The 19959-nt window shown below is 62.6% G+C and carries 19 protein-coding genes and 3 pseudogenes; 12 read left to right on the plus strand and 10 right to left on the minus strand.

All coding sequences use genetic code 11. From position 1 onward, the window contains the following. The 6 genes and pseudogenes from FVF58_RS17955 to FVF58_RS17990 all read left to right on the plus strand — a co-directional run bounded on the left by FVF58_RS17955 (position 1) and on the right by FVF58_RS17990 (position 5319). Positions 1-642 (plus strand): TetR/AcrR family transcriptional regulator, encoded by a 642-nt coding sequence (locus FVF58_RS17955; RefSeq protein WP_149671224.1) that lies wholly within the window; start codon positions 1-3, stop codon positions 640-642. Positions 643-730: 88 nt separating this feature from the next. Further along, on the plus strand, positions 731-1963 hold the full coding sequence (locus FVF58_RS17960; RefSeq protein WP_149671225.1) for a YbfB/YjiJ family MFS transporter: 1233 nt from the start codon (positions 731-733) through the stop codon (positions 1961-1963). Between the two features lie 165 nt (positions 1964-2128). After that, the gene (locus FVF58_RS17965; RefSeq protein ID WP_149671226.1) at positions 2129-2284 is read left to right on the plus strand and encodes a DUF3309 family protein; all 156 of its coding nucleotides are present in this window, start codon (positions 2129-2131) and stop codon (positions 2282-2284) included. 129 nt (positions 2285-2413) lie between these two features. Next, positions 2414-3098, plus strand: a pseudogene (locus FVF58_RS17970) (SDR family NAD(P)-dependent oxidoreductase). A gap of 776 nt (positions 3099-3874) precedes the next feature. Continuing rightward, positions 3875-4246 (plus strand): hypothetical protein, encoded by a 372-nt coding sequence (locus FVF58_RS17980; RefSeq protein ID WP_149671228.1) that lies wholly within the window; start codon positions 3875-3877, stop codon positions 4244-4246. 601 nt (positions 4247-4847) lie between these two features. Beyond that, a pseudogene (locus FVF58_RS17990) lies at positions 4848-5319 on the plus strand (Lrp/AsnC family transcriptional regulator). Between the two features lie 37 nt (positions 5320-5356). Here the strand turns inward: FVF58_RS17990 and FVF58_RS17995 are convergent. From FVF58_RS17995 to FVF58_RS18015, 5 genes are all read right to left on the minus strand, one after another. Then, entirely contained in the window at positions 5357-6136 is a 780-nt protein-coding gene (locus tag FVF58_RS17995) for an alpha/beta fold hydrolase (RefSeq protein WP_149671229.1), read from the minus strand. 101 nt (positions 6137-6237) lie between these two features. Further along, on the minus strand, positions 6238-6573 hold the full coding sequence (locus FVF58_RS18000) for a DUF4148 domain-containing protein (RefSeq protein WP_149671230.1): 336 nt from the start codon (positions 6571-6573) through the stop codon (positions 6238-6240). A 276-nt stretch (positions 6574-6849) separates the two neighbouring features. After that, the gene (locus FVF58_RS18005; RefSeq protein ID WP_149671231.1) at positions 6850-7893 is read right to left on the minus strand and encodes an alpha/beta fold hydrolase; all 1044 of its coding nucleotides are present in this window, start codon (positions 7891-7893) and stop codon (positions 6850-6852) included. 20 nt (positions 7894-7913) lie between these two features. Continuing rightward, positions 7914-9422 carry a M81 family metallopeptidase gene (locus FVF58_RS18010; RefSeq protein WP_149671232.1) on the minus strand — a complete coding sequence of 503 codons (1509 nt, stop codon included), beginning with the start codon at positions 9420-9422 and terminating at the stop codon, positions 7914-7916. A 90-nt stretch (positions 9423-9512) separates the two neighbouring features. Beyond that, entirely contained in the window at positions 9513-10808 is a 1296-nt protein-coding gene (locus tag FVF58_RS18015; protein ID WP_149671233.1) for an MFS transporter, read from the minus strand. A gap of 142 nt (positions 10809-10950) precedes the next feature. Between FVF58_RS18015 and FVF58_RS18020 the strand changes: the two genes are divergently transcribed. Further along, complete coding sequence (locus FVF58_RS18020) at positions 10951-11913, plus strand: LysR family transcriptional regulator (RefSeq protein ID WP_149671234.1); 963 nt, start codon at positions 10951-10953, stop codon at positions 11911-11913. A 72-nt stretch (positions 11914-11985) separates the two neighbouring features. Here the strand turns inward: FVF58_RS18020 and FVF58_RS18025 are convergent, their stop codons facing one another. Both FVF58_RS18025 and FVF58_RS18030 read right to left on the minus strand, forming a co-directional pair. Continuing rightward, positions 11986-13308 (minus strand): ATP-binding protein, encoded by a 1323-nt coding sequence (locus FVF58_RS18025; RefSeq protein ID WP_149671235.1) that lies wholly within the window; start codon positions 13306-13308, stop codon positions 11986-11988. Beyond that, entirely contained in the window at positions 13305-14045 is a 741-nt protein-coding gene (locus tag FVF58_RS18030) for a response regulator (RefSeq protein ID WP_149671236.1), read from the minus strand. Before FVF58_RS18030 ends, FVF58_RS18025 begins: the two co-directional genes overlap by 4 nt. A 242-nt stretch (positions 14046-14287) precedes the next feature. On the opposite strand from FVF58_RS18030, the gene FVF58_RS18035 reads away from it, so the two are divergent. The 5 genes from FVF58_RS18035 (at position 14288) to FVF58_RS18055 (ending at position 16985) form a co-directional block, all read left to right on the plus strand. Further along, positions 14288-15004, plus strand: coding sequence for a cytochrome c biogenesis CcdA family protein (locus FVF58_RS18035; protein ID WP_149671237.1), 717 nt, complete (start codon positions 14288-14290; stop codon positions 15002-15004). A gap of 1 nt (position 15005) precedes the next feature. After that, entirely contained in the window at positions 15006-15539 is a 534-nt protein-coding gene (locus tag FVF58_RS18040; protein WP_149671238.1) for a thioredoxin family protein, read from the plus strand. Between the two features lie 363 nt (positions 15540-15902). Then, the gene (locus FVF58_RS18045) at positions 15903-16139 is read left to right on the plus strand and encodes a DUF4148 domain-containing protein (protein ID WP_149671239.1); all 237 of its coding nucleotides are present in this window, start codon (positions 15903-15905) and stop codon (positions 16137-16139) included. Between the two features lie 111 nt (positions 16140-16250). Next, a complete protein-coding gene (locus tag FVF58_RS18050) occupies positions 16251-16544 on the plus strand; it encodes a hypothetical protein (protein ID WP_149671240.1) in 294 nt (97 codons plus the stop codon). Between the two features lie 24 nt (positions 16545-16568). Then, a complete protein-coding gene (locus FVF58_RS18055; RefSeq protein WP_149671241.1) occupies positions 16569-16985 on the plus strand; it encodes an organic hydroperoxide resistance protein in 417 nt (138 codons plus the stop codon). A 732-nt stretch (positions 16986-17717) separates the two neighbouring features. On the opposite strand, the pseudogene FVF58_RS18060 reads toward FVF58_RS18055, so the two are convergent. The 3 genes and pseudogenes from FVF58_RS18060 to FVF58_RS18070 all read right to left on the minus strand — a co-directional run bounded on the left by FVF58_RS18060 (position 17718) and on the right by FVF58_RS18070 (position 19778). Next, positions 17718-18154, minus strand: a pseudogene (locus FVF58_RS18060) (cytochrome P460 family protein). 119 nt (positions 18155-18273) lie between these two features. Continuing rightward, positions 18274-19314 carry an alpha/beta fold hydrolase gene (locus tag FVF58_RS18065; protein WP_149671242.1) on the minus strand — a complete coding sequence of 347 codons (1041 nt, stop codon included), beginning with the start codon at positions 19312-19314 and terminating at the stop codon, positions 18274-18276. Between the two features lie 149 nt (positions 19315-19463). Continuing rightward, positions 19464-19778, minus strand: coding sequence for a DUF4148 domain-containing protein (locus FVF58_RS18070; protein ID WP_149671243.1), 315 nt, complete (start codon positions 19776-19778; stop codon positions 19464-19466). Positions 19779-19959 lie beyond the last annotated feature (181 nt).

Consider the following 19959-nt stretch of genomic DNA (forward strand, 5'->3'; position numbering starts at 1 on the left):
ATGGCACGACCCCGCGGATTCGATGAGCACGAAGTGCTGGAAGCGGCCAGCGCGGCCTTCTGGAGCAAGGGCTACGAGGCGACTTCCACGCGCGACCTGGTCAAGTCGACCGGTCTCACGCAGCCCAGCCTCTACAACGCGTTCGGCGACAAGCGCGGGCTGTATCTGCGCGCGCTCGAACATTATCTGGAGCACAGTCTGCGCGAGCGGATCCATCGGCTCGAAAAAGCCGCGTCGCCCGCGCAACGCATCACGCTGTTTTTCCACGAGGTCATCGAACGCGCCATTGCCGATCCCGACAGGCGCGGCTGCATGCTGGTCAACTCGGCGCTGGAAACTTCATCGGATGACGAAGCATTCCGCGAAACCGTCGCCGCCGAGATGGCGGAAATCCGCGCGTTTTTCCATCGGGGCCTCGTCGCCGCAGAGCAGAGCGGCGAAATCGCTCCAGTCGTTCCAACCAATGACGCCGCGTCTCATCTGCTTGCCACGCTGATCGGCATTCGCGTACTCGCGCGTGTCACGCCGCAGTACGAACTGCTTTACGGCGCGGTATCGCCGGCGTTGAAGCTGCTCGGCTTGCCTGCGCTACCGCCGCCCACGACGCCATCCGCTCTGGCCGCGCAAGACGGCCACGTCTGAGCCACGCGCCTGAACCGGCGCTTCCCTTTATGTTTCACCGGCATCCGGCAGCGCCGCCATTGGCGTGCGCACCGGTAAAGGAATCGTCATGTCCGCAACACCGTCTTCGTTAAGCACTGCCCAGCCCGCTTCACTCGACGCCCGCGCGATCTTCGCGACGTTCGCCGGCTTGTGCGGCAGTCTCGTCGCGATCGGCCTCGCGCGCTTCGCGTACACGCCGCTGATTCCGTCGCTGATCCAGGCGCACTGGTTCACGTCGTCGCAAGCGGTGACGCTCGGCGCGGCGAATTTCGCGGGCTATCTGATCGGCGCGTTGATCGGCCGGCCAATTGCGTCGGTGTTGTCGAACCGCAGCGCGTTGCGCCTGCTGATGGCGGTGGTGACCGCCGCCTTCTTCGCCTGTGCGTATCCTCTGTCGATTAGCTGGTTCTTCGCATGGCGCCTGCTGTCGGGTATTTCCGGCGGCGCGATCATGGTGCTGGTGGCGACCTCGATTCTTCCGCACATTCCCGCGCCGCGCCGCGGCTTTGTCAGCGGCATGATCTTTCTCGGGCTCGGTTTGGGCATCGCGGCATCCGGCACGCTGATTCCGAAGCTGCTGCACTTCGGTTTGCAAACCACGTGGATCGGCCTCGGCGTGGTGGCGCTGGTATTGACCGCGGCGAGCTGGTTCGGCTGGCCGTCGACCAATCCCCCAGCCCCGCTGGTCCCGGCCGGCAGTCATCATGCCGCGCGTCCTCACGGCCTCAAGCTGCATGTGCTGTACGCACAATACGCGGCCAACGCGCTCGGCCTCGTTCCGGCGATGGTGTTGCTGGTCGACTACGTGGCGCGCGGCCTCGGACGCGGCGCTGCGATCGGCGCCGACTTCTGGGTGCTGTACGGTCTCGCCGCGATTGCCGGTCCGGTGATTTGCGGCAACGTGGCCGATCGCATCGGCTTCGGCAACGCGTACCGGATCGCACTCTTTCTGCAAGCCGCGGCCGTGGCGATGCTCGCGCTGTCGGGCAGCACGCTCGCGCTGGCGACGGCGACCGTGATCCTCGGCATCTTCACGCCGGGCATCGTGCCGCTCGTGCTCGGCCGCATTCACGAACTCGTGCCGCACGATCACATCGAACAGCGGGCCTCATGGAGCCGCGCGACGACGGCCTTTGCGTTGTTCCAGGCGCTCGGCGGCTATGGGTACTCGTTTCTGTTCTCGCATACGCATAACGACTACGCGCTGATTTTCATCTGCGGCGCGGTGGCGCTTGCAGTGGCTTTCATCGCGGACCTCGTCGTATCGCGTTTCGGCGGCGCGCGCCGCGTATCGGCGTGATCGGTTGACGACGGGTTGAAGCGCTTGCGCCTTCGATGCTTCGTGTTGGGCACGCGGTTTGCTCGATAGGGTCAGCGGTACTGTTTTCAGCGCGCCGCCGCCAAAAGCGGCATCAAGCGATCCAACTGAAGACAGGTCCTTGTCAACCAGGCGGAGGTCATTGATATGTTGGGAACTATTCTTCTGATCGTGCTGATTCTTCTGCTCATCGGCGCATTTCCGTCGTGGCCGCATAGCCGTTCGTGGGGCTACGGTCCGACCGGTGGGCTCGGCGTTGTCCTGATCGTGGTGATCGTGCTGCTGATTGCCGGCGTGATATAGCCAACGCGAGCTGATCCCTAACGAGGCTCAATTCAGTCCAGCCGCCGGCCCCCATGCGATATGCGTCGCATGGGGGCCGGCGGCGTCACGTTCAGAGTCCAGACGCACCCTGCCACGCCGGAGCGTGCGATGGAAAAGTTACCCGCCAATCAGGTCGCGCTGATCACGGGCGCCAGTTCGGGCATCGGCTATGGCGTCGCAAAAGGCGCTGTCGGACGCAGGCGCGGCCGTGGTGCTGAACGATCATTCGCATCCCGAAGGAGCGGAGCAACTCGCCAGCGAGATCGAGAAAGCCGGCGGCGCAGCGTTCGCGCATCGAGCCGACGTGGCCGATCCCGCACAGGTCGGCGCCATGTTCGATGCATGCCGCGCGCGTTTCGACAGTGTCGATATCGTGGTGGCGAATGCCGGCTTGCAGAAAGACAGCGCGTTCGCCGAGATGACGCTGGGCCATTGGCAAACCGTGCTATCGACCAATCTGACCGGCCAATTCCTGACGAGCCAGGCAGCAGTCAAGGAATTCCGCCGACGCGGGCCCAAGCCCGTATCCAACGCTTTGGGCAAGATCATTTGTATGAGTTCGGTTCACGAAGTGATTGCGTGGGCCGGACACGTCAATTACGCGGCGTCAAAAGGCGGCATTCAGATGTTCATGAAATCGCTCGCGCAGGAAGTCGCGCCGGAGCGCATTCGCGTCAATTCCGGCAAGGCCGCCGTGTGGCTCGCTTCGGATGAAAGCGACTACGTGGTCGGCACGACCTTGTTCGTCGACGGCGGGATGACGTTGTATCCGTGCTTTGTCGATAACGATTAGCGGTTGCTGGCCTGATCGGCCCGCACGGCGAAGCCGCAGAGCGTGAGAAGCGTGACGCAATGAGCGATGTGAAGCCGGTGCAGTTCAGCATCGCGTTGCGTGAGAATCTGCCCTGAAATCCGCGCTGAATTCCGTCCTCTGCTGAAACTACTACGTGGACGCGCTGCGCGATTTACGCGCCATGCCGACTGCTAGTTACTTGATCAGACTCGCAACGATGCAGCACGGACCGCAGTCGCCCGCACGCTCGGGCGCCGTAATGCGCAAGGCCGCGAATCGCGCCGCGACGGCGATTCACGCTTGTATGACGTGTGCTTCGTGCGCGCGCTGCGCGCCTTACGCGCACTCGCAGGGCCACTCGAATCGGGTCGGGCACGGCGGATGCTGAATCACCATCGTATTCAAACCTCGATACGAAAGGAGATCACATCATGCCTTACCTACTCGGCTGGCTGCTTGGCGTTCCGTTGATCGTACTGGTCATCCTGTACCTGATCTTTCATTAACCCGTGCGCCATACGCAGGCGCATGCCGTCGATCCGACGGTCATCTACTGCGGCGCAGCTCGATCGACGGCTGCATGAGAGGCGACGCCCGAGTTTGCGGCGTCGCCTTTCGCATGTCTGCACCTCCTCCACATAGGCTTCGCGCTGCTCGTTCGGCGCTTGCGCCTTTTCCCTTGCACTGCGGAAAATAGCGCGTAAAACTAATCTGAGCAGTCCGCAAAATGCCATTTCTGCACACGTGCGCGAGCGCGCACGAGGAAGGAGGGACCGATGGCAAACAACGAGTACACACTATCGCATCAGGATGTGGTGAAGGCCATCATCATTGATCAGAATATTCACGAGGGTTTCTGGACGCTCAACGTCAATTTCAACGTCGCCGCGAGCCACGCTCCGCGTGTGCCCGATCCCAGCCTCACCGTGACGATCAAGGGCATCGGCATCATGCGCGCGCCGCCAACCGATCCGTTTGCGGTCGACGCCGCGCTCATCAATCCAACTCCGCCTCAACCTGTCGAAGGAACCGTGCACGTCACGTCGGCCGTCAACGGCACGCATGGCAACGGCATGCAATTTTGCCGCGACGTGTATCGCAATGTCGCAATACAGAGCCCGATTAAAGCGCCCTTTAAACGAGGCTGATCGGGCCGAAGCCGCCGCGTTCAGCGATTGGCGGCGTAACGGAACGCGGCGCGCCCGGCGGTATGCGATTGCACGAATCAGCGTACCGCCGCCATCAGCGCACGCCAACCGGCGCTGAGCGCTCGGCTCATCGTCAGTACGTTGACCGGACCGGGGGAGTAGACGAGAACGAGAGACGCAACAAGAAATGAAACGTACAGCTGGATCGACATTGGTGGGCAGGTGGTTGCTGCATGCCCATGCGCGCTGCCGAAACCCACGCGCTTCGAGCAGCGGGGAGCGCGGACGATCAGGACAAGCATCGGTCAGGAACATGCGTCCATGCCCGGCGAGCGCGCCTTCCGGCACTGATGGCGCCGGAATTCGCCCGCGTGCCGCCTTCCTGTGAAGGCGGCGAGACACCGGATGGCAGCTTGTGGCCGCGCAAGGCCGCGTAACCTGGAGCTCGCGGCCCGGACGGTTGTCCCGGGCATGAATGCACGCTGAAAATATACCCGAACGCAAGCTGGATAAGCTTCTTAAAGGCGTGGATGAACCGATCCACGGCGGAACGACATTCCTTTAAAATTGAATTTTCCAGAACAAACTTCCGACCTCATCCATGACCGCCCGAAACCGCCCGCTCGACAACCAGGATCGCAAGATCATGCGCGAGCTACAGAAGAACGCCCGGCTGAGTAACGCCGAGCTTGCCGAACTGGTCGGCATGTCGACCACCGCGTGCTGGAACCGCACGCGTCAGCTGGAGACCGAAGGGTATATCCGCGGCTATGTCGCGTTGCTCGATCAGCAGAAGCTCGGCTTCGCAGACGTAGCTGCTCGAAGTCACGCTCGACCGTCACGACGACGACGCGCTCGCCCGCTTCGGCGCCGAACTGGCGACGCTGTCCGAAGTGCTCGAAGCGTATCTGGTCTCGGGTGACTACGACTATCTGGTCAAAGTGGCGGTCGACGGCACGGCCGGCTACGAACGGTTCCTGCGCGAAAAGCTGTACAAGATCGCCGGCATTCGTCACAGCCGCTCGATGTTCGCGCTGCGCTGCATGAAGAGCATTCCGTCGATTGCGATCTGACGTGCCAATGCGCCGAAGCCCGCCACTCGTGCCGAGCTTATTGCGCGGCACGCGACGCCGCGATGATCGCATCGGCGACGGCCTTCGGCTGGCTCACCATCGCGACATGGCTCGCATTGACGCGCGTCACTTTCGCGTCGATGTTCGCGGCCATCTTCTGCTGCAGGTTCGGATCGATCATGCGGTCCTGACCGGAGATCACGAAGTACGACGGCTTGTCGTGCCACGCCGCTTTGGTCACCTTCTCGTCGAGGCAGCCAGCAGCCCACGGCGCCTGAGTCGCCGCGATCAAACGCTTTTCCGGCAACGGCAGATCCTGCGCGAAATCGTCGAGTACCGCTTTCGTCGAAAGCGTCAGGTAACCGGCTTCGTCCTTGCGCAGCTCGCTCGCCCAGGCCGGCGCCGGTGCGCCTTTCGTCATGTCGGCGATGGACTGCCCGCTGTCGGGCGCGAACGCCGCCACGTAGACGAGACTCTTGACCTTGTCGTCGTTGCCCGCCTCGCTGACCACGACACCGCCCCACGAATGGCCGACCAGGATGACCGGGCCCGTCTGCTGATCGATCACGCGTTTGGTCGCCGATACATCGTCGGCCAACGAACTCAGCGGATTCTGTACCGCCACCACGTGCAGCCCGCGCGCTTCGAGCAGCGGAATCACCTTGTCCCAACTGGAGCCGTCGGCGAATGCGCCGTGCACGAGCACGACGTTCTTGCCCTTCAGATCCTGAGGTGGGGCGGCGTGCGAAGCCTGCAACATGAACAGTCCACCAAGCAGCAATGCGGACCCGAGGCACTTCTTGAGAAACGTGGTCATTGTCTATGTCTCGACAGGATGGAAACGCTATTGAATCGGCCGTCCGGAGTGAGCACGCGGACGGCCGGCATAAGACAGAGCGTGACAGCGCGTGGTAGCGATCACGAATGCGCGTAGATGTCGCCGAGGCCGATCACTTCCGGCGCGCTCGCCTTTGCATGGCTCATCGGCGCACGCGACCCCGAGGCCGAATTGCCCTTCGCGACACCGCCATACGCCGCGGCGGCCGAACCGTCATCGGCATTGATGCGCGCCTGCGCGGCCTGGAGGTCGCTCGGGTAGTGCGCTTCGTCGCCCGCCGCGTTGTAGCCGGCCTTCTGCAACTGGACCAGTTCGGCGCGCACTTCGGAGCGGGTCAGCGGCTGTTGTGCCTGCGCGAACGAAACGACGGGGATGGAAACCAGCGCGGCGACGATAAGCGATTGAACGCGTTTCATGAGTTTTCTCCGGATATCAGGGTATGCAAAGTTCAAAGGTTGAGCAGAACGCGACACGGTTAAACCAGGCCTGCCGTTATGTCCCGCCTGATGCAAACGCACTGTTGCGAATCAACCTTGCGTGTACATATTTGAACCCGCCGACGTATCGGGAATGTTTTCGTGAGTGCCGTTAATGCAAGCTTGTTTGTCTGAGTGCGGGGCGGATACATTGCGATACAAAAAAGCCGCTCTGGAATTCGGAGCGGCTAGTCGGTAGTCCATGGCGCGCACACGTCATGCAAGGCGCGCGACATCGATGATCGCGTCGGCAAACGCCTTCGGCGCTTCCTGCGGCAGGTTGTGTCCAATGCCGCCACTGAGGTTGCGGTGCTGATACCTGCCCGTGAATTTCTTCGCGTACGCAGCCGGCTCGGGATGTGCCGCGCCGTTCGCATCGCCTTCCATCGTGATGGTCGGCACCCCGATCGTCGGCGCCATCGCCAGACGCTTTTCCAGTTCGTCGTATTGCGCCTCGCCCTGCACCAGCCCCAGGCGCCACCGGTAGTTGTGAATCACCACCGCCACATGATCCGGATTGTTGAACGACTGCGCCGAGCGCTCGAACGTCGCATCGTCGAAATCCCATTTCGGCGACGCCGTGTGCCAGATCAGCTTGTTGAAGTCGTGCCGGTTCGCTTCATAGCCCGCATAGCCGCGCTCCGTGGCGAAATAGAACTGGTACCACCACGTCAGTTCCGCCTTCGGCGGCAGCGGCGCACGGTTCGCCTCCTGACTGCCGATCAGGTAGCCGCTCACCGACACCATCGCCTTGCAGCGTTCCGGCCACAGCGCCGCGATGATGTTCACCGTGCGCGCGCCCCAGTCGAAGCCGCCCAGCACCGCCTTGTCGATTTTCAGTGCGTCCATCAGCGCGATGATGTCCACCGCAACCACCGCCTGCTGACCGTTGCGCGGCGTATCGGCGGACAGGAAGCGCGTCGACCCATAGCCGCGCAGATACGGCACGATCACCCGGTAGCCCGCGGCCACCAGCAGCGGCGTGACTTCCGCGAAGCTGTGGATGTCGTAGGGCCAGCCGTGCAGCAGAATGACGACCGGTCCGTTCTGCGGACCCGCTTCCGCATAGCCGATGCTCAGCGTGCCGGCATTGATCTGCCGAATGGGCCCGAATGACGCGGCGCCTGCCGCCTTCGTACTGCCCGCCGTTGCATTGGACTGCGCGTGAGCGAGTCCGCTCAGGCCCAACTCCAGCAGACTGATGCCGGCCAGGGTGGTCCCTAGCAGACGGCGACGCCGCATGTTGATCTGATCCGACATGGCTATTCTCCTTGTTGAAGTCAGAGAGTGACAGTGTGCAACGACTCGAACGACGGTCCCATCGGTCGCACGCGAATGTCGGGATGCAAACGCTGCCAGGGCAGGTCGGCCGGATCGGCGGCCATCGGGCCGGGCGCTTTCGCCACGAGAATCGCGTCGGCAATCGCTTCGAAGTCCGCACGAAAATGAACCGAGCTTTTGAGCACGAGAATTTTCATCTGTTCGGGCTCGATCCCCGCGACCCGAAACAGGTTGCGATCGAACACCTGCATCTTGATCGAGCTGACCGCGATCCTGACGCCTTCGACCCGCAAGCACGCAACTTGGCCGAGTTCGCCCTGCATACCGTTGAGCATCGGACCATCGAAACGGAAGCGGCCGTCCGACAGATGCTCGACCTCGAAGACAGCTTCGAGCGGCGCGTCGCCTGGCACCCTGGAACGGCCACCCAAAGGCAGCGAAATCCGCGCGCCGACCCCGGCCCGATGTGCGGCCGCGGCGGCGTCCGCATCCCAGATCACGCCCACCGCCGCATTCGTCGCGCCATTGCGCAACAGCGCGCGCACCATGCCCATCGTGTTCGAATCGCCGCCCACGCCGGGGTTGTCCTGCGTATCCGCGACGATGACCGGCTTCGCAGCGGTACGGCTCACTTCGATCGCCTCGCGCGCCGCCTGATCCGGCGTCAGGAACGGCACGTCCCAGCGCGCCTCCTCGCCGGCGAGTTTTGAAAACAAGGCGTCGGCCGCGCGATCGGCGTCGGCCTTGCTGAACGAATACGCCCACACCGTCGGGCCGCACTCGGGAAAATCGGCGGCCGGAAAACCCGGCGCGAACGACAGCGACACCACCGCATCATCTTCGAGCGCCGCCAGCAAGCCGTACATGTCGCGCGCCGGCTGCACCAACGTACACATCCCGTTCACGGGAATCAGGAACGGCGCGCGACGCAACGCGCAATGCAACGGCCGGCCTTCGGCCACGAGTCGCTCGAGAATGCGCGCAGCCCGTTCGCCGGTCTCGGCCATATCGACGTGAGGATAGGTGCGGTACGCCACCAGCGCGCTCGCATGTTTGACCATGCGCTCGGTGACGTTCGCATGAAGGTCCAGTGAAACGACCACCGGCATGTCGCCGCCGACGATCCGGCGCACCCGCTCCAGAATCTCGCCTTCGCCATCGTCGAACTGCTCGGTGACCATCGCGCCATGCAAGTCGAGATAGATCGCATCGAAGCCGCCCTGCGCCACCGCTTCGAGAATCTCGCCGCCGATCCGTTCGAACGCATCGGTCGTGACATGCGCGGACGCGCTGGCGCCCGCCCAGATCACCGGAAGCAGGTCGTGCCCGCATGCTTGCGCTGCCTTGATGAAGCCGCCGATCGGCACGTTGACGTCGCGCAGCGCCATCACATCGGCGCCGCGCGCGAGAGGCGGGAAGCCCTCGCCTTGAACGAAACTTGTATAAGAGGCTTTGGTCGGGGCGAACGTGTTGGTTTCATGCTGGAAACCGGCAATCAGGATCTTCATGTTCTTCACTCTCCATAAAAATTGTCAGGACAGTGCGCGGCTCTGGTCTGGACTCGGCGCGCACTGATGTGCATCCGGCGGCGGGATCTTTCAGACCGGCTTTTTCGCAAGCGTCAGCTTGCCGGTCAAAATCAGAATGGCCGACACCATCGCGGCGCAAGCCATGACGATGAGACCCATATGCATGTTCCCGGTCCACGTCTTGGTCCAGCCGAACACGGCGGGGCCCCAGAAACCACCGGACAAGCCGACCGTGTTGATCAACGCGATGCCGCCCGCAGCCGCCGTTCCTTCCACGAGTTGCGACGGAATCGCCCAAAAGACCGTGTAGGCCATCCAGAGACATGCGGTCGCGGCCGTCATCGCGACGAGCGTCAGAGTCAGGCTTCCATCGGAGAAGATCGCCGCGATCAGGCACGCCGCGGCGGCGAGCGCCGGAACCGCGCAGTGATAGCGGCGCTCGCCCACCCGGTCCGAGCTGCGCCCCGCGAGGTACATGCCGATCGCGGCCGCCAGATAAGGAATCGCGGCATACCAGCCAAGGCGGATCGTGTCATTGACACCTTGATCTTTCAGCAGCGTCGGCAGCCAGAAGCTGATCGCGTAGATCGGAAAGATCAGGCAGAAGTAAGCGATGGCGAGCACATAGACTCGCGGGCTGCGCAGCACGTCCTTGAATGAATGGGCGCGGTGATGGGCCGGCGCGGATTCGCGATCCAGCAGCAGCTTTTCGTCGTCGCTCAACCAGCTGGCGTCCGCGGGCCGATCCGACAGCACGCGCAGCGTGAGCAGGCCGAGTGCAACGCAGGGGATTCCCTCGACGAGGAACATCCATTGCCAGCCGGCCAGTCCCCATACGCCGGAGAGCGCCGTCATCAGCCATGCCGAGGTCGGACCGCCGATGATCCCGCCCAGCGGCCCGGCCACGAACACCAGCGCGATGGCCCGCGCCATGCGCGACGGTCCGTACCAGCACGACAGGTAGTAGATCATGCCCGGCGCAAAGCCCGCTTCGAAAACGCCGAGCAGGAAGCGCATCGCGTAGAACGTCGACACGTTCTGCACGAACAGCATGCAGGCCGACGTGATGCCCCACAGCACGAGGATCCGGCTGAAGGTCCGACGTGCGCCGATTCGCGGCAGCATGAGATTGCTGGGTATTTCAAAGAGGACGTAGCCGAGAAAGAAGATGCCCGCGCCGACGCCATAAGCCGCGTCGGAGAAGCCCAGGTCGCTCTGCATCTGGATCTTGGCAAAGCCGACGTTGACGCGGTCCAGATACGCAAACATGTAGCAGGCGACCAGAAACGGCAGCAGCCGCCAGTTGAGCTTGCTATAGAGCGCTGAGGCGGCGTCGCCGGCTGTCGATGGATGGATTGCTGACATTGCTTGTCTCCTGTTCCTGTCACTGGACCTGTTCGTCAGGTTTGAATTGATGGTGGCAGGGCAAAACACTGATAGCAAGAGCAACTAAGTTCACATATCGTTGCTTTGCGAGCAACGCATCAAGCGTGCGGGAGCGATGAAAATGCGAGAAATCAATCAGCAACGCCTTCGGTATTTCAACGAGGTACTGACTCACGGCACCATTCGTGGCGCCGCGGACAACATCAATACGTCGCCGTCCGTGATCACTCGGCAAATCAAGCTGCTCGAAGACGAATTGGGGACGACGCTATTCGAGCGTCAGGCGCGAGGCGTCAAGCCGACGGAAGCGGCAGCGCATTTGCTGGAGTTCTGGCAAGGCTACCGCTCGCAGCAGGAAAAGCTCGAAGACCAATTGCAGGCGCTAAAAGGCCTTCAGCAAGGGCATATTCAACTGGCCGTCAGCGAGGGCTATGTCGATACGCTGATCGACGATGTGCTGGCGCCGTTCTGTGCCAGGTATCCGAAACTGACCATCGGCATGGACATGCTGGCGGTCGACGCGATCCTGGACGAAGTCGCGCAAAGCCGCGCGCATATCGGGCTCGCGTACAACCCGCCGCCGCATGCGCGCATCGAGTATCGCGCGAGTTCGCTTCAACCCGTGGTGCTACTGCTGAGAAGCGATCATCCTCTCGCGCAAAGAAAAGGACCGGCTAGCATCGACGATCTGCGCGCGTACCCGCTCGCGCTGATGCCGCCGACCTTCGGCATCGGCCATGTCGTGAAGATGGCGGAGCTGGCCGAGAACATCGCGATCCGCCCGACCCTGACGACCAACTCGCTAGGCGCGTTGAAGCGGTTCGTGACTGCGGATAACTTCATGACGCTGATCGGCGAGTTCGCCGCGTACCGTGAACTCGCGAGCGGCGAACTGACCACGGTGCCGATCGCGCATCCGCTCTTTGAAAGCGCGCAGGCGCGAGTATTGGTCAAAGCGGATCGGCCGCTCGCGCCGGGTCCGCTGGAATTGCTCAAATGGATTCAGCAGCGCATGCCGATGTTCGCGACGCCGCAGGCGAATGAACCGCGCACGCGCAAGACGCGTCAACGAAGTCGGGGCTGAGGCCGGAGATCGCGGATTAGCCGCCATACGGTGGCAATGCTCGGCACCACCGCCAGCGAGCCAAGGTGCTCTTCAACTCAGATTCCTTAGCGTCAACCTCGCTTCAAGTCCGCCGCTCACACGGTTATGCAACGACAGCGTCGCGTCCATTGCAAGCGCGAGTTGCCGCGCGATAGCGAGACCGAGCCCCGTTCCGCCGGTCTGGCGATTACGCGATGTTTCCAGCCGCGCGAACGGCTCGAACACCGCTTCCAGCGACTCGTCCGGGATGCCGGGGCCGCGATCGAACACGCTGACCGTGGTCTGGCCGTCGTGCACCTCGGCGATGTTGATCTCCGCTGAGCCGCCGAACTTCAGCGCGTTGTCGACGAGATTGCCCACGATGCGGCGCAACGCCTGTGGACGCGTCGTCAGCGACTTGCCGAAGCGGCCTTGCAGAGACACTTGCTGGCCGGCGTCGACGTAGTCGCAAACGAGGCTGTCGAATAGCGCGTCGGGGTCGATCCGGCATGGCATCTCGGTGGTGCCGTGCATCGTCCGCGCGTAGGTGACGCCCTCTTTGACGAGCGCCTGCATCTCGTGCAGGTCTTGTCTGAGCTTCGCGGCCTGCGGGTCGTCGTCGTCCATCACGTCGACGCGCAAGCGCATGCGCGTAATCGGCGTTTGCAGGTCGTGCGAAATCGCCGCCAGGATCTGCATGCGCTCGGCCATATAGGTGGAGATGCGGTCCTGCATCGCATTGAAGGCACGCGCCGCCCGCGCGACTTCCGACGGTCCGCCTTCAGGCAGCCGGCTCGCTTTCAGGTCCGGACCCAACGCATCGGCCGCCACTGCGAGCTGATGCAGCGGACGCGTCGCGAGCCGCACCGCCAGCCAGCAGCAGCCGGCGAGCACGATCAATTGCAGCAGCAGCACCAGCGGCAGCCAGCGCGACAGCGGCGCGCCCGGCATCGGCCGCAGATCGATCGTGAGCGGCGTGCCGTCGCTCAATTTCAGATGAACCTGCAGGCGCTCGCGCTCGCCGGGGACCGCGTTGACCGTCAACGGATAGTGTGTGCCGATGCCGTCGCCAATGGATTGCGCAACGCGCGCCGACAGACTCGCATCGACCGGCGCGCCGGAAACGCCCGGCCCGAGCACGAACTCATAGCTGCGCCGCGCGAGACGCGGCAGCCACTGCGCGCGCTGGTCAGGCGGCAAATGATCGAGCAGCGCCACCGAACTCGCCACCTCGCGTTCGATGTAGCCCATCATTATGTTGGTCATGGTCTGGTCGCGTTCGGTCAGCGTGAACCAGAACGACAGCGTCTGCGCCAGCGCGAGGCCGACGAACAGAATCACCGCGAGCCGCGCGAACAAAGTGCGCGGCCAATGCAGCCACGAACGCATGTTCATTCCGGCTCCCCGATCGCGGTCACGGCGGCGGAGAACACATAGCCCTCGCTGCGCAGCGTCTTGATGTAGCGCGGTTCGCGCGCGACGTCGCGCAGGCGCTGGCGCAAGCGGCTCACCATCAGGTCGATCGAGCGGTCGAACTGATCGGCCTGGCGGCCCTGGGTCAGGTTGAGCAGCTGATCGCGCGTCAGCACCCGCTGCGGGTGATCGAGAAACACGCGCAGCAGACGGTACTCGGCGCCGCTCAACGCGACCATCGTGCCTTCGGCATCGAGCAGATGGCGCGCGGTGGTGTCGAGCCGCCAATCGCCGAATTCCAGCATTTGCGCCGACTCTGTCACCTGCATGCCGGGCGGCAGCATACGTGCGCGGCGCAGCACCGAGCGAATCCGCGCGAGCAGTTCGCGCGCGGCAAACGGTTTGGTCAGATAGTCGTCGGCGCCCATTTCCAGACCGAGAATCCGGTCCGCTTCCTCGTCGCGGGCCGTCAGCATCAGGATGGGCACCGTGCGGAATTTGCCGGCGCGCAATTCGCGGCACAGCACCAGTCCGTCTTCGTCCGGTAGCATCAGATCCAGCACGATCAGATCGGGCGCGCCCTGGTCCAGCGCGGCGCGCATCTGGCGGCCGTTGGCGGCGAGCGAAACCCGGATGCCGTTCTTCTCGAGGTAGCCGGCGAGCAATTCGCGAATGCCGCGGTCGTCGTCGACGATCAGTACGTGGTCGGTAGAGTCCATCTATGCGTCATCTCTCGTGGTGTTTCGTCCGCACCCGGCTCGTATGAAGCGGCGAATCACGCCCCGGATGCACCATTGTTATGGCATGCCTGCTTTATAGCCTGGCTTGCGCGGCGAATTGTGTCGCAGTGTATCCCGACCTCACGCAGACACAAAACATTGCAAGCGCACGGCATTGCCGACATAAGCCAGATACGCGCGGACGTTCCAATACGGCCATACCAGCCAACGGAACGTCCATCATGCACAGCACCTTTGAAACGCCGCTCGCCCTGCTGGCCGGGCTGCTCACCATTGCCTCTCCGTGCATTCTGCCAGTCATGCCGATCCTGCTCGGCACCTCGGTCGAGCAACCGAGCCGCGCGCGGCCGCTGTTCATCATCGCCGGATTCATCATCACTTTCGCTTCGTTTGCGATGCTGCTGGGCGCCGTGTCCAGCACGGTGCACGTCGCGCAGCAAGCGCTGCGCAATACCGGCATCGCGTTGCTCGCGCTGTCCGGACTGTTGCGCCTGTGGCCGCGCCCCTATGACTGGCTCGTTGCGCAATTGCAGGGACCGCTGGAGCGTATCGGCGCCGCGATCGCGCCTGGCGTGCAGCCCGGCAGCGGCAACGCGGGCGGCTTCGTGCTGGGCATGTCGCTGGGCGCGGTGTGGACACCGTGCGCCGGGCCCGTGCTCGCTTCGATCCTGGTGCTGGTGGTCAAGGCGCAGGACCTCGGATGGTCGGCGCTGCTGCTTACGTTGTATGCGATCGGCGCGGCCATTCCAATGCTCGCGATCATCTACGGCGGACATTACGTGACGCAACGGGTACGCGTGGTCTCGCGCCATGCGCAGCGCCTGCAACAGGTGTTCGGCGTGCTCGTGATGCTGACCGCCCTCGCGATCTATCTGCAATACGACGTTCTGATTTACGCGCGGATCGCCGCGCTCTTTCCCGCCCTCAAAGGACTTTGACATGCTCTCCCAACTCAAGACACTCGCTATCGCCGCCACCTTTGCCGCCACGGCGGCTACCAGCACCGCCGTTCTCGCCGCGCCGTTGAAGGACGGCCCGCCCGCACCGGAATTCACCGGCATTTCGAAATGGCTGAACAGCGATCCGATCACGCTTCAGCAATTGCGAGGCAAGGTGGTGCTGGTCGACTTCTGGACGTACACCTGTATTAATTGCATCAATACGCTGCCGTACGTGAAGACCTGGAACCAGAAATACAAGGATCAAGGCCTGGCGGTGATCGGCGTGCACACGCCCGAATATCCGTTCGAGCGCGATACCGACAACGTGAAGACCGCGATCAAGCGCTTCGGTATCAGTTATCCGGTGGCGCAGGACAACCAGTACGCAACGTGGAGCGCTTACAACAACCAGTACTGGCCGGCCTTTTATCTGCTCGACAAGAAAGGCAGGGTTGCCTATACGCACTTCGGTGAAGGCGACTACGCGCAAACGGAAGCCGCGATTCAGGCTCTGCTCGCGCAAAAGGATTGATGCCGGGTTTCTGCTGTGACGTCTGGACGGGCCGAGGCGATGTGTGACATTGCTTCGGCCCGTTTTTTGTATGGCAGCGTCTGCAAGCACGCTGCGCACGCGGAGCGCCATGAATCGACGTGCTCGGCGGACAGGAGCCGGTGCCGCAGATTTGTATCGCAACGTATCTGCCGATCGCACTGATACACAGCATTGCAATCGTCCGCCCTCGCGACACAAGCCAGATACCTCAGCCGGTTCTAATGCATCAACGACGGACGCTGAGAAACACCTTGCCGCGAACCTCAATCGAATGCGGCTCGCCTCTCAGCCAAACCGGCGCCTTTTTCCTATTTGCCTCTTGCTCAGTTTCTGGAGAACGACATGAAAGTTTCGATGATCGCTTTGGCTCTCGCCGCATTCGCCACGACCGCATCCGCTTACGCCACCACTTCGGTCGATGCAAACGCAGACAAATTGAACATTCAGCATATGCACCAATGGACGCCCGACCACAGCAGCGCGACGGGGAAAACCCGTCAGGAGGTTCGTCAGGAACTGGTGCGCGCCCAGAAAGACGGCCAGCTCGCCGCCCTCAAGCAACTCTACCAGGGAAGCTGAGCGCCGCTCGTTGCCAAGCGCTGCGCTCCGGATCACGCCATCTGATGCGACACATCCGGAGCCGCGCGAAGCGCACCGTCACGTTTCAACATACTGTTTCGAGGGCTCATCATGATCAAGCATCTTCTTATCGCGGCGTCGCTCGTTGCCAGTGCCGTTGCCGTCTCTCCCGCTTTCGCCAGCAGCGGCTATGGCCCCGCGCCGCACTACGATCCGCTCGCGGGCGCACCCTCATCGCAACGCGGCCAGAGCGCCGAGACGGTTCGCGCCGAACAACCGCAGGCAATGGCCAGCATCGATGCCGACGCGGCCGCGCAGTCCTATGGCGGCGTGCGCGATACGGTTTCCCAGTCGGGTGCGCGCATTGCGTTAAACGCGCCGCGCTCCGCTTACTCGCATCACTAAACCAATCAAGCAAGGATATTCATCATGACCCAACTCGATAAAGTGCTGTACACCGGCAAGACCCACACCACCGGCGGCCGCGACGGCGCGTCCCGCAGCTCTGATGGTCGGCTGGACGTGAAGCTCTCGGCGCCCGGCAGTGCGGCTGCCGGCACGAATCCGGAGCAGATGCTGGCCGCGGGCTGGTCGGCTTGCTTCATCGGCGCAATGGGGCTCGCTGCGAAGAAGATGAACGTCGCGCTGCCGCATGACACCGCCGTCGATGCAGAGATCGATCTGGGGATGAACGGCGACGCTTATTTCCTGCGGGCGCGTCTTAACGTCAGCCTGCCGGGTGTCGATCGCGAAGTCGCACGGGCTCTGGCAGATATGGCGCACCAAACGTGTCCATACTCGAAAGCGACGCGCGGCAATATCGACGTTGCCATTGCGGTTGTCTAAGGTCTGCTGAGCGCTATTGCCTGACGTCGACCGGATGGCTCGGCGTTCTGCGTAGTGGCCTTTCCTCTTCTTCGTGAGAGTTGGCGGCGCGCTCCAGTGAGCGCGCCGCATTGTTTTTAGTTATCCACGCTTTCATAGCAACGCCAGTTTCTGCATCAGAAGTGAGTGGCGAAACCCAATTCTTTCGATCACTTCCGGAATACCTGGAATCCGGCGTGATTCGCCATAGCGGCTCCCAGCGCGGTCCAGCCAAGCCTGCTTACGTATCTCCTCAGTGATATGCGTTACGAACCGGGCAAGCGTCGCAGATATTGAGGTGACACGTGCACAGCATCCGCAAATCTCGGCCTGGCGGGTTCCCTGACGTCGAGATGACTACCCACATACCGCTTTGCCTGAAAACGTCAAAGGCTTCCGAAGCCGATTTGCCACATCCCATTGGTCAACCGGGCACGTTCTGAAGCGAATCAGGCAACGCGCTGAGTTGCCGCCCTTATGCACTGTCTAGGCATGGCGTGATGCTGATGTGCCTGAAAGGTCGATGGATAGTCTCCGATCAAGGTTGCCGCAAAACATCGCAGCCGTGTCGCGCCGCTTCAGCGCGTCACGCAAAAAAAATCGCGATGAGCGATACCTCCACTCATCGCGACTCTGTTCGCACTAGTTTCCAACAACGCCAGCCACGCATCGCCAATGCCGACCAGCCCCGCAAACAACCAGGCAATCGCAAGGTTACGGTGCAATCCGCGTAAAGACATAGTCACGACTCTTGACATGCGACTCGTGACACGCGAAACACGTCTGATGCTGCGCCAGATCCACCGGCTGTCCGTTGACGAACCGGCCAAAGCCCCAGCCGCCGGCCGATGCATAGCGACGCGAGTCTTTCACCATCACCTGTACCGTCGTAGGCTGGCAGGAATCGTCGCCGTTTCGAATTCGCCGGACTGTTCGCGCTTATAAGCGAGTTTGACCAGAATGGCGCCATCCGGAAACGGCAGCGTCGAGTTCTCAATCGCCTTCACCGCCGCGGCGTTGCCGAGCACAACGCGAAGCTTGTCTAGCGGCGCAGCTTCCGCGGCGGGCGCGATCATTTCCCACTTACGATAGCCCTCGGGAATGGCCACGCCATAAATCGGCGACTTCGCCGGTTGAACGCCCTGCGCCATCACCTCGTCGCGCAATACAGAATGGTCATTCGAGCGAGTGCGCGCGCAGTCCGAATCGCTTGCATCCCGGTTTCCCCCTGCCGATTGAAACAGGTCGTGGTTGGCGTCGACGCGAAGCACTAGGGGCGCGCGACATCGATGATCGCGTCGGCAAACGCCTTCGGCGCTTCCTGCGGCACGTTGTGCCCAATGCCGCCACTGAGGTTGCGGTGCTGATACCTGCCCGTGAATTTCTTCGCGTACGCAGCCGGCTCGGGATGTGCCGCGCCGTTCGCATCGCCTTCCATCGTGATGGTCGGCACCCCGATCGTCGGCGCCATCGCCAGACGCTTTTCCAGTTCGTCGTATTGCGCCTCGCCCTGCACCAGCCCCAGGCGCCACCGGTAGTTGTGAATCACCACCGCCACATGATCCGGATTGTTGAACGACTGCGCCGAGCGCTCGAACGTCGCATCGTCGAAATCCCATTTCGGCGACGCCGTGTGCCAGATCAGCTTGTTGAAGTCGTGCCGGTTCGCTTCATAGCCCGCATAGCCGCGCTCCGTGGCGAAATAGAACTGGTACCACCACGTCAGTTCCGCCTTCGGCGGCAGCGGCGCACGGTTCGCCTCCTGACTGCCGATCAGGTAGCCGCTCACCGACACCATCGCCTTGCAGCGTTCCGGCCACAGCGCCGCGATGATATTCACCGTGCGCGCGCCCCAGTCGAAGCCGCCCAGCACCGCCTTGTCGATTTTCAGCGCGTCCATCAGCGCGATGATGTCCACCGCGACCACCGCCTGCTGACCGTTGCGCGGCGTATCGGCGGACAGGAAGCGCGTCGACCCATAGCCGCGCAGATACGGCACGATCACCCGGTAGCCCGCGGCCACCAGCAGCGGCGTGACTTCCGCGAAGCTGTGGATGTCGTAGGGCCAGCCGTGCAGCAGAATGACGACCGGTCCGTTCTGCGGACCCGCTTCCGCATAGCCGATGCTCAGCGTGCCGGCATTGATCTGCCGAATGGGCCCGAATGACGCGCCGCCTGCCGCCTTCGTACTGCCCGCCGTCGCATTGGACTGCGCGTGAGCCAGTCCGCTCAGGCTCAACTCCAGCAGACTGATGCCGGCAACGGTGGTGCCTAGCAGACGGCGGCGCCGCATGTTGATCTGGTCCGACATGGCTATTCTCCTGATGATGTAGTTCGCACTAGAGGAAGCGGGCTTTTCATCGTGAAGCCCGGCGTGACGTACCGCGGCGACTGCCGCGGCACGGATTGAATTGGTCGACTGGCGCGTCGAAAGGCGCGGCCGGTCAAGCGCATGGCTGCTTACGGCTTTGCGTAAACCGGGCCGAGGCCGATAACATCCGGCTGCGCGTCACGCGAACCCGATGCCGAAGTGCCGGCCGTCGAACCACCGTACGACGACGCCGACAAGCTCTGTTGCGCATTCAGGCGCGCCTGCGCTGCTTCAATGTTCTTCGGATATTGAGCCTGATCGCTGGCAGGGTTGTAACCGGCGCGCTGCAACTCGACCAGTTGTGCGCGAACATCGGCACGAGTAAGCGGCTGGTTCGACTGCGCGAACGACAAAGCGGGAATAGCGACGACAGCGGCGACGATAAGCGACTGAACGAGCTTCATGATTTGCACCTCGAGAGAATTGATTGCCGCAAACACCTGTTTGCGTTCTGTTCTGCAAAGCCAGTTCGTCTGGCCTGGAGGTATTAGACCCCGCTGACGTATCGGGCTTGTGTCTGCAAATGTGAGCAATGCAAAGTTATGTACCGGCTAACGGCGTAGATACATTGCGATACAAAAAGGC

Source organism: Paraburkholderia panacisoli (genome assembly GCF_008369935.1).
In the GTDB taxonomy this organism is placed as follows: domain Bacteria; phylum Pseudomonadota; class Gammaproteobacteria; order Burkholderiales; family Burkholderiaceae; genus Paraburkholderia; species Paraburkholderia panacisoli.

Bases quoted from the DNA above. Each gene is read 5' to 3' on its own strand.
- FVF58_RS17955 (WP_149671224.1), top strand. From the start codon at position 1: ATGGCACGACCCCGCGGATTCGATGAGCACGAAGTGCTGGAAGCGGCC.
- FVF58_RS17960 (WP_149671225.1), top strand. From the start codon at position 731: ATGTCCGCAACACCGTCTTCGTTAAGCACTGCCCAGCCCGCTTCACTC.
- FVF58_RS17965 (WP_149671226.1), top strand. From the start codon at position 2,129: ATGTTGGGAACTATTCTTCTGATCGTGCTGATTCTTCTGCTCATCGGC.
- FVF58_RS17980 (WP_149671228.1), top strand. From the start codon at position 3,875: ATGGCAAACAACGAGTACACACTATCGCATCAGGATGTGGTGAAGGCC.
- FVF58_RS17995 (WP_149671229.1), bottom strand. From the start codon at position 6,136: ATGACCACGTTTCTCAAGAAGTGCCTCGGGTCCGCATTGCTGCTTGGT.
- FVF58_RS18000 (WP_149671230.1), bottom strand. From the start codon at position 6,573: ATGAAACGCGTTCAATCGCTTATCGTCGCCGCGCTGGTTTCCATCCCC.
- FVF58_RS18005 (WP_149671231.1), bottom strand. From the start codon at position 7,893: ATGTCGGATCAGATCAACATGCGGCGTCGCCGTCTGCTAGGGACCACC.
- FVF58_RS18010 (WP_149671232.1), bottom strand. From the start codon at position 9,422: ATGAAGATCCTGATTGCCGGTTTCCAGCATGAAACCAACACGTTCGCC.
- FVF58_RS18015 (WP_149671233.1), bottom strand. From the start codon at position 10,808: ATGTCAGCAATCCATCCATCGACAGCCGGCGACGCCGCCTCAGCGCTC.
- FVF58_RS18020 (WP_149671234.1), top strand. From the start codon at position 10,951: ATGCGAGAAATCAATCAGCAACGCCTTCGGTATTTCAACGAGGTACTG.
- FVF58_RS18025 (WP_149671235.1), bottom strand. From the start codon at position 13,308: ATGAACATGCGTTCGTGGCTGCATTGGCCGCGCACTTTGTTCGCGCGG.
- FVF58_RS18030 (WP_149671236.1), bottom strand. From the start codon at position 14,045: ATGGACTCTACCGACCACGTACTGATCGTCGACGACGACCGCGGCATT.
- FVF58_RS18035 (WP_149671237.1), top strand. From the start codon at position 14,288: ATGCACAGCACCTTTGAAACGCCGCTCGCCCTGCTGGCCGGGCTGCTC.
- FVF58_RS18040 (WP_149671238.1), top strand. From the start codon at position 15,006: ATGCTCTCCCAACTCAAGACACTCGCTATCGCCGCCACCTTTGCCGCC.
- FVF58_RS18045 (WP_149671239.1), top strand. From the start codon at position 15,903: ATGAAAGTTTCGATGATCGCTTTGGCTCTCGCCGCATTCGCCACGACC.
- FVF58_RS18050 (WP_149671240.1), top strand. From the start codon at position 16,251: ATGATCAAGCATCTTCTTATCGCGGCGTCGCTCGTTGCCAGTGCCGTT.
- FVF58_RS18055 (WP_149671241.1), top strand. From the start codon at position 16,569: ATGACCCAACTCGATAAAGTGCTGTACACCGGCAAGACCCACACCACC.
- FVF58_RS18065 (WP_149671242.1), bottom strand. From the start codon at position 19,314: ATGTCGGACCAGATCAACATGCGGCGCCGCCGTCTGCTAGGCACCACC.
- FVF58_RS18070 (WP_149671243.1), bottom strand. From the start codon at position 19,778: ATGAAGCTCGTTCAGTCGCTTATCGTCGCCGCTGTCGTCGCTATTCCC.